The organism is Kineococcus sp. AC630 (genome assembly GCF_979255925.1).
This window is the reverse complement of the sequence record NZ_CEEDMJ010000048.1, coordinates 1-8,043: the sequence shown is the minus strand read 5'-3', so window position 1 is coordinate 8,043 and position 8,043 is coordinate 1. Positions and strand designations below refer to the sequence as shown.

The following is an 8,043-nucleotide window of genomic DNA, read 5'->3' as shown; positions in this document are numbered from 1 at the left end:
CCCCCGCGCGCGCCACCCCCCGCACCCCCTCCACGTTCGGACTCGTCGTCCTCCTCGGCGCCATGGCCGCCCTCGGCGCGGTGACGATCGACCTCTACCTCCCCTCGCTGCCCGAGGTGGCGATCGACCTCGGCACGACCGAGGCGCGCACCCAGCTGACGATCACCGGGGTCCTCGTCGGTTCCGCGCTCGGCCAGCTCGTCGTCGGCCCGCTCTCCGACGCGTTCGGTCGCCGCAAGCCCGCCGCCGTCGGGTTCTGCGTCTACGTCGTCGCCACCCTGCTCTGCGCGATCGCGCCGAACCTGCCCACCCTCGTCGCCTTCCGCGTCCTGTCCGGCGTCGGCGCCTCGGCCGGGGCGGTCATCGGCATGGCCGTGATCCGCGACCTCTTCGTCGGACCCGCCGCGGCGCGGCTGCAGTCCCGCCTCGTCCTCGTCATCGGCGTGGCCCCGCTCTTCGCCCCCACCGTCGGGGGTGCGATCGCCGCCCACACGGGCTGGCGTCCGGTGCTGGCGCTGCTCTCCGTCGCCGGTCTCGGGGTCCTCCTCGCGGTGTGGCTCAGGCTCCCCGAGACCCGCCCCGAGCTCACCGACACCCCGGCCCAGGCCCTCGCCGAGGACGAGCGCGCCCCCGTCACCCCGCCGCGGCGGGGCCGGGTCCGGCGCACCTTCACCGGCTACGGCGTCCTGCTGCGCGACCGCCGGTTCCTGGCCTTCGCGGCCATGCCCGGCCTCGCGCTGGCCACGATCATGGCCTACGTCTCGACCTCGCCCTTCGTCCTCAAGGACGGGTTCGGCCTCTCGAGCACGGGGTTCGCGATCTACTTCGCGGTCAACGGCACGGCCCTCATCGGCGGCACGCAGCTCAACGCGGGTCTCGTCGAACGCTTCGGGTCGGCGAAGCTGCTGCGGGTCGGCGTGCTCGCCGCCCTCGTCTTCGGTCTCGCGCTGACGGTGTCGCTGCTCTCGGGCACCGACCAGCTGCTGCTCTTCGCCGTGCCGCTCTACCTGCTGCTGCTCGCGCTCGGCCTGATCATGCCCAACGCCGTGACCCTCGGCCTGGAGCCCTACGGCGACAGCGCAGGGTCCGCGGCGGCCCTCGTGACCGCCCTGCAGTCCGGCATCGGCGGACTCGTCGGGGTCCTCGTGGGTGTCCTCGGTGGCGACGAGCACGCCATGGGTCTCGTCGTCGGGACCGCCGTCGTCCTCAACGTGGCCCTCCTGCTCTCGGTCTCCCGGAGGATCCGCCCTAGTGTGAGGTCATGAGTTCGATCACGGACGCCCAGCCCGCGGGCAGCGACGTCGACCCCTCGGTCCGACCCCAGGACGACCTCTTCCGGCACGTCAACGGCCACTGGCTGGCGACGACCGAGATCCCGGACGACCGCGCCGTCGACGGCGCCTTCGTCCGCCTCCGCGACGAGTCCGAGGCCGAGTGCCGGGCCATCGTGGAGGCCGCCGCGGCGGCGGCCGCGACGGGAGAGGCCGAGGCGGGCAGCGTCCAGCAGAAGATCGGCGACCTCTACGCCAGCTTCATGGACACCGAACGCATCGAGGCCCTCGGCGCCACCCCGCTGGACCCGGAGCTCGCCGCGGTCGACGCCATCACCGACCACGCCGACCTGGTCCGCCGGCTCGGGGCCTTCGAGCGCTCCGGCGTCGGGGGCCCGTTCGCCTACTGGGTGGACACCGACAACGCGAAGTCCGACGAGTACGTCGTCTACCTCACCCAGTCCGGTCTCGGCCTGCCCGACGAGTCGTACTACCGCGAGGAGCAGTACGCGGCGATCCGCGAGGCCTACGTCGGCCACGTGGAGCGCATCCTCACCCTCGGCCACCGTCCCGACCCGGCCGGTTCCGCCCAGCGCATCCTCGCCCTGGAGACGGACATCGCGAGCCACCACTGGGACCGAGTGAAGAACCGCGACGCCAACGCGACCTACAACAAGGTCGACCGCGCGGGCCTCGAGGCGCTGCTGCCCGGCATCGACCTGGCCGGCTGGCTCGAGGCCGCGCAGCTGCCCGACTCCGCCTTCGCCGAGGTCGTCGTCCGTCAGCCCAGCTACCTCACCGGCCTGGCCGAGGTCCTCCTCGCGACGCCGGTCGAGACCTGGCGCGAGTGGCTCGGCTGGCGCATCCTGCACGGCGGCGCGGTCTTCCTCTCCTCCGACTTCGTCGACGAGAACTTCGCCTTCTACGGCACGACCCTGACCGGCGCGCCCCAGCTGCGTGAGCGCTGGAAGCGCGGCGTCGGGCTCGTCGAGGGCAACCTGGGCGAGGCGCTGGGCGAGCTCTACGTCGCCGAGCACTTCCCGCCCGCCGCGAAGGCCCGCATGGAGGAGCTCGTCGCGAACCTGGTCGAGGCCTACCGCCTCGACATCGAGGCCCTGGACTGGATGACCCGGGAGACGAAGGACCGGGCGCTGGAGAAGCTCGGCCAGTTCACGCCCAAGATCGGCCACCCCGACACCTGGCGCGACTACACGAAGCTGACCGTGGACCGCCACGACCTGCTGGGCAACGTCCGTCGCGCCTTCGCCTTCGAGGTCGAACGCGAGCTCGCCAAGCTCGGCTCCCCGGTGGACCGCAGCGAGTGGTTCATGACCCCGCAGACGGTCAACGCCTACTACAACCCGGGCATGAACGAGATCGTCTTCCCCGCGGCGATCCTCCGGCCGCCGTTCTTCTCCCTCGAGGCCGACGACGCCGAGAACTACGGCGGCATCGGTGCGGTCATCGGTCACGAGATCGGTCACGGCTTCGACGACCAGGGCTCCAAGTACGACGGTCTGGGCAACCTCAACGACTGGTGGACCGACGCGGACCGCGAGGAGTTCGGCAAGCGCACGGACGCCCTCGTCGCGCAGTTCGACGCCCTCGAGCCGCCGGAGACCCCCGGCAAGAAGGTCAACGGCTCGCTGACGGTGGGCGAGAACATCGGCGACCTCGGTGGGCTGACGATCGCCCACAAGGCCTACGAGATCGCCCTGGAGGGCCGGCCCGCGCCGGTCGTCGACGGCCTCAACGGCTCCCAGCGGCTCTTCTTCGGCTGGGCCAAGGTGTGGTGCGGCAAGGTGCGCCCGGCCGAGGTCGAACGTCGCCTCGCCGTGGACCCGCACTCCCCGCCGGAGTTCCGCTGCAACGCCGTGGTGAAGAACCTCGTCGAGTTCCACGAGGCCTTCGACACCCAGCCGGGTGACGGGCTCTGGCTGGACCCGGCGGAACGCGTCCGGATCTGGTGAGCCGCAGGGCCTGAGGGGGTTCAGTCGGCGAGCGCGACCTGGTCGCGCCCGCCCTCCTTCGCCTCGTAGAGGGCGCGGTCGGCGCGCAGCAGCAGTTCGTCGGGCGTGCTCCCGTGGTCGGGGCTGGTGGCGACCCCCGCGCTGATCGTGACCCGCAGCCCCTCGACCGCGAAGGGGATCTCCGCGCACGCGCGACGCAGCGCCTCGGCCCGCGCGCGGGCCGAGGCGGTGTCGAGCTGGGGGAGGATCACGACGAACTCCTCCCCGCCGTAGCGGACGAGGTCCTCCGGCCGGGCGTGCCCGCCCAGCGCGCGGGCCACCGCGACGAGGACGTCGTCCCCGACGGCGTGGCCGTAGGTGTCGTTGATGGCCTTGAAGTGGTCGACGTCGAGCAGCACCAGCGACAGCGGTTGCCTTGCGGTCGCGGCGAGGTCGAGCCGGGTCGTGAGGTCGTCGACGAAGCGCCGTCGGTTGCGCAGCCCCGTGAGCGGGTCCTTGGCGGCCTCCTCGGCGAGGTCGGCCTGCAGCTTCTCGATGGTGGCGACCTGGGCGCGCAGGGTCTCGTTGGCCTCCTGCAGCGCCCGGGCCGCGGCCAGCTGCTCGGTCACGTCCCGGGCGACGACGACCCGGCCCAGCGCGTTGCCCCGGTGGTCGCGGATCCAGCGGGTGCGGACGTCGATCTGCACACCGCTGGCCAGGGCCACGACGCTCTGTCCCTCACCGTCGCCGACGGCCCGCACGAGCACCGGGTCGACGGTGTCCGCGAACGGTCGCCCGACGACGGCGGCGGCCTGCTGCGGGCAGCCCTCGCCGGCCAGCATCGCGCGGCCGGCGACGTTGACGTCGACGAGCCGCAGACGGGAGTCGACCACGTAGACCGCGTCGGACACCGTGTCCACGACGAGGGAGCGGGCGACGGGGACGAGCCGCAGCAGGTCCTGGTGCAGCACCGCGTAGGCGAAGAGGACCCCCGTCACCGCGAACGCGACCGGTGTGATGTCGACGTCGAGGCGCGCGAAGGGGGTGAAGACGACGGTGAGGTTCGCCACGAACGGCGCGGCGATGGCGACGAGCATCGTGCTGGCCTGCCGGCGCAGCAACCCGCTCGTGGTGCGCCGCAGGTGCCAGATGGTGAGGGCGGCCGAGACGATGACGAGGTAGCTGTAACCGGTGTGCACCCAGAACAGCGCGCCCGCGGTCGTGCTGAGCCGTTCCGGGTCCCCGACGTGCGTGACGGTGGCGTGGAACCAGTGCGTCCACGGGTCCAGGGCGACCGTGATGACCAGCAGCACCGGTTCGACGCACAGCAGCAGCGTCCGCCGTCGCCGGAACGGACGTCCGGTGACGGCATCGACGAAGAGCCGGAGGCTGAGCACGGTGCCGGCGACGGCTGCGAACTGCGGGACGACGAGCAGGTCCAGCCACGGTCGCGGCGTCCCGCTGTTCATCAGGACGACCACCACGCCCCAGGCGGTGACGGAGGCGAGGGCCCCGGTCAGCGGGAGCGCGGCCGGTGTCTCGTCCCGTCGGCGGAACGTCAGGATGCCCGTCGCCGCCGTGATGACGGCGGCGAGGGCGACCAGCAGCGCGAGGGGTGCCATCGACGCCCGGTCCTCCCGGATTCAGCCCGACCTCGGTGGTCGGTGCCTTCCAAGAGTCCCATCGACCGCCGACATCCGGGAGAGCAGCGGCCGACCGGGTGGTTCAGCTCGCAAGGACCTCAGCGACTCGGGGGGTTCGGCGGCAGCCGCGGGTGCAGCAGGTGGGCGACGAGTGCGGTCCACCCGGTCTGGTGCGTGGCGCCGAGCCCTTCTCCGGTGTCCCCGTCGAAGTACTCGTTGAACGAGATGTGCTCCTGCCACAACGGGTCCTGGGTGGCCTCGATGCGTCCACCGTCGGCCGGGCGCCTGCCCTCCACGGGCCGGAACAGCGAGACGAGGCTGTCGTCGATGAGGTCGGCCGCTTGGACCAGGTTGATCTGGTTGCCGGAACCCTTGGGCACCTCGACGGTGAGGTCGTCGCCGTAGAACCGTCCGAGCGTGCGCAGCTTGTCCGCGAGCAGCACGTTGACCGGGAACCAGATCGGTCCGCGCCAGTTGGAGTTGCCGCCGAACAGCCCGGTGCGGGACTCCCCGGGTTCGTAGGTGATCGACGACGTCTGCCCCTCCAGCGACGTGGTGATCTCCTGCTTGACCGCGGCGGAGAGGGATCGGATGCCGTAGGCGGACAGGAACTGGTCGTGGTCGAACATCCGGTCGAGCAGGCGGACCAGGCGCGGCTTGTCCACGAGCGAGAGCAGCATCCGCCGTCCCTCGGGGGTCGATCGGGTCAGCAGCGGCAGCGTCAGGTCGGGTCGGCGCTTCTGCAGCCAGCGCAGCCGGGCGGTGAGGTCGGGAGTCTCTTCGGCGATCCAGGCCGGGACGTCGGTCGCGCCCAGGATCGGCAGCAGTCCGACCATCGACGGGACGCGCATGGGCTCGACGGCGCCGTCCGGGTGCAGCAGGACGTCGTAGAAGAAGCCGTCCTCCTCGTCCCACAGCGACACGTCGTGGGAACCGAACGACGTCATCGCCTGCGCGATGGAGAGGAAGTGCTCGAGGAACTTCGTCGCCGCGTCCTCCCAGGCGGGGTCGTGCCGGGACAGCTCGAGTGCGATCTTGAACATCTGCTGGCAGTAGAACGCCATCCAGCTCGTCGCGTCGGACTGCTCCAGGCGGTATCCCGGGGGAAGCTTCGCACTGCGGTCGAAGAGGCCGATGTTGTCCATCCCGAGGAAGCCGCCCTCGAAGAGGTTCGACCCGCTGGAGTCCTTGCGGTTGACCCACCACGAGAAGTTCAGCAGCAGCTTGGTGAAGACCCGGACGAGGAAGCCCTGGTCGCGGTAGCCGTCGAGCCGGTAGACGTGCCAGGCCGCCCAGGCGTGCACGGGGGGGTTGACGTCGCCGAAGGCCCACTCGTAGGCCGGGAGCTGGCCGTTGGGGTGCATCGACCACTCGCGGCACATCAGGACGAGCTGCTCCTTGGCGAACTCGGGGTCGACGTGGGCGAGGGGGATGACGTGGAAGGCGAGGTCCCACGCGGCGAACCACGGGTACTCCCACTCGTCCGGCATCGAGATGACGTCGGCGAGCGAGAGGTGCGACCAGCTGGTGTTGCGCGCCCCCCGCTGCTTGCGCGAGTCGGGCGCGGGTTCGGTCTCGGGGTCGCCGTTCAGCCACTGCCGCACGTCGTAGCGGTAGAGCTGCTTGGTCCAGAGGAGCCCTGCGTAGGCGCGACGGGCGATGTGGCGGTCGGAGTCGCTCAGGTCGGGGTGGATCACGGTGCCGTAGAACTCGTCGGCTTCGCGCTGCCGGTCCTGCACGACCGCGTCGAAGCCGCTGCCGAAGGTGCTCAGTCCGGGGGCGTTGGGTGACAGGCGCAGTCGCACCTCGACGGTCTCGCCCGGCGCCACGCTGTCGAAGCTGTACCAGAACGCGGCCTTGGTCCCCGTGTGCCGGGGGTTCACCGCGTCCAGCTCCCCTCGGACGATGCGCCGGTCGATGCCGTCCTTGGTGAACGCGGTCGGGTTGTGGTCGGCACCGAAGAGGTCGACGAGGTTCGTCTCGTTGTCGCAGAAGAGCACCTCGGGGCTGCCCTCGGCGGAGACGTGGTACCGACCGAGGTGCCCGTGCTCGCACTCGACGTCCTCGAGCCCACCGACGGCGAGCGTCGGCGGCAGCACCTGGGTCATCGTCCCGCGGCGACGGTCCCAGCCCCACGTCCAGGTATTGCGGAACCACACCTGGGGGATCAGGTCGAGCGGCGCCGCCTCGGGTCCGTGGTTGGTCGCCTGGACCACCATGCAGAGGTCGTCGGGGCCGGCCTTGGCGTAGGTGACCGTCACGTCGAAGAAGCGGTTCTCGTCCAGGACGCCGGTGTCCCCGAGTTCGTACTCCCGCTCGTCGCGTCCGCGCCGTCCGTTCTCCTCGCGCAGCTGCTGGTAGGGGAACTCGGCCTGCGGGTAGCGGTAGAGCCACTTCATCCAGCTGTGCGACGGCGTCCCGTCGAGGGACCACCAGTACTCCTTGGCGTCCTCGCCGTGGTTGCCCTCGCCGTTGGTGAGGCCGAACAGCCGTTCCTTGAGGATCGGGTCCTTGCGGTTCCACAGGGCGACGCCGAGGTTGAGGAACCCGAAGCGGTCGCAGACCGCCCCCAGACCGTCCTCGCCCCAGCGGTACGCCCGTGCCCGAGCCTGGTCGAAGGTGAAGGCCGACCACGCGTCGGCGTTGTCGGAGTAGTCCTCGCGGACCGTGCCCCACTGCCGGCCGGAGACGTAGGGCCCCCACAGACGCCAGGGACCGTCCGCACCGGGCGATTCCGCCATCCGCGCGTGCTCCGCGCTCCGGTGTTCAGGGGCCTGCTCGTGGGACTCAGTGGCCTCGCTCACCCCGACAGTCTCGCAACAGATCACCGACGAGGGGGACCTGAGTGTGGGAAGCGACGGAAGTCGTTGCGCCACAGCACATCACCCCGGACGGACGTGAGCGATTTGCCTTGCCGTCACCCACCCGTCTAATGTTCCTCATGTCGCCACGAGCAACGGGGCGGCCGCTGAGGGTCACAAGCTCGCAGAGGCCGGACTGAGGTTCTGGTGGCCCCGGAAGCCCTGATCGCGGTTGGGTTGCTGTTTGGCCTGGTTGGTGGTTAAGGTGGGAAAGTTGCCCCTCTTCGGGTGGCCCTTTGTGTGGGGGTTGTCGCGGGTGGGTGCGTCCGGTTCTTGAGAACTCAACAGTGTGCCAAAAATGTTGATGCCATATATGTAT

At 70.8% G+C, this 8,043-nt stretch carries 5 protein-coding genes; 2 read left to right on the top strand and 3 right to left on the bottom strand.

Going from position 1 to position 8,043, the window contains the following annotated elements; all coding sequences use genetic code 11:
• Together AC0I8G_RS25695 and AC0I8G_RS25690 are read left to right on the top strand one after the other, a co-directional pair.
• The coding region (locus AC0I8G_RS25695; RefSeq protein WP_471732477.1) for a multidrug effflux MFS transporter at positions 1 to 1,265 on the top strand (1,265 nt) is incomplete at its 5' end.
• Positions 1,262 to 3,241: a M13 family metallopeptidase gene (locus AC0I8G_RS25690; protein WP_471732476.1), complete on the top strand. Its 1,980-nt coding sequence runs from the start codon at positions 1,262 to 1,264 to the stop codon at positions 3,239 to 3,241. The genes AC0I8G_RS25695 and AC0I8G_RS25690, both read left to right, overlap by 4 nt.
• A 20-nt stretch (positions 3,242 to 3,261) precedes the next feature.
• On the opposite strand, the gene AC0I8G_RS25685 is transcribed toward AC0I8G_RS25690, so the two are convergent.
• The 3 genes from AC0I8G_RS25685 to AC0I8G_RS25675 all read right to left on the bottom strand — a co-directional run.
• On the bottom strand, positions 3,262 to 4,842 hold the full coding sequence (locus AC0I8G_RS25685) for a histidine kinase N-terminal 7TM domain-containing diguanylate cyclase (RefSeq protein WP_471732475.1): 1,581 nt from the start codon (positions 4,840 to 4,842) through the stop codon (positions 3,262 to 3,264).
• A gap of 119 nt (positions 4,843 to 4,961) precedes the next feature.
• Positions 4,962 to 7,604, bottom strand: a complete 2,643-nt coding sequence (locus tag AC0I8G_RS25680) for an MGH1-like glycoside hydrolase domain-containing protein (RefSeq protein ID WP_471732478.1) — start codon at positions 7,602 to 7,604, stop codon at positions 4,962 to 4,964.
• A 234-nt stretch (positions 7,605 to 7,838) separates the two neighbouring features.
• On the bottom strand, positions 7,839 to 8,043 hold a 205-nt coding region (locus AC0I8G_RS25675; protein WP_471732474.1), incomplete at its 5' end, for a hypothetical protein.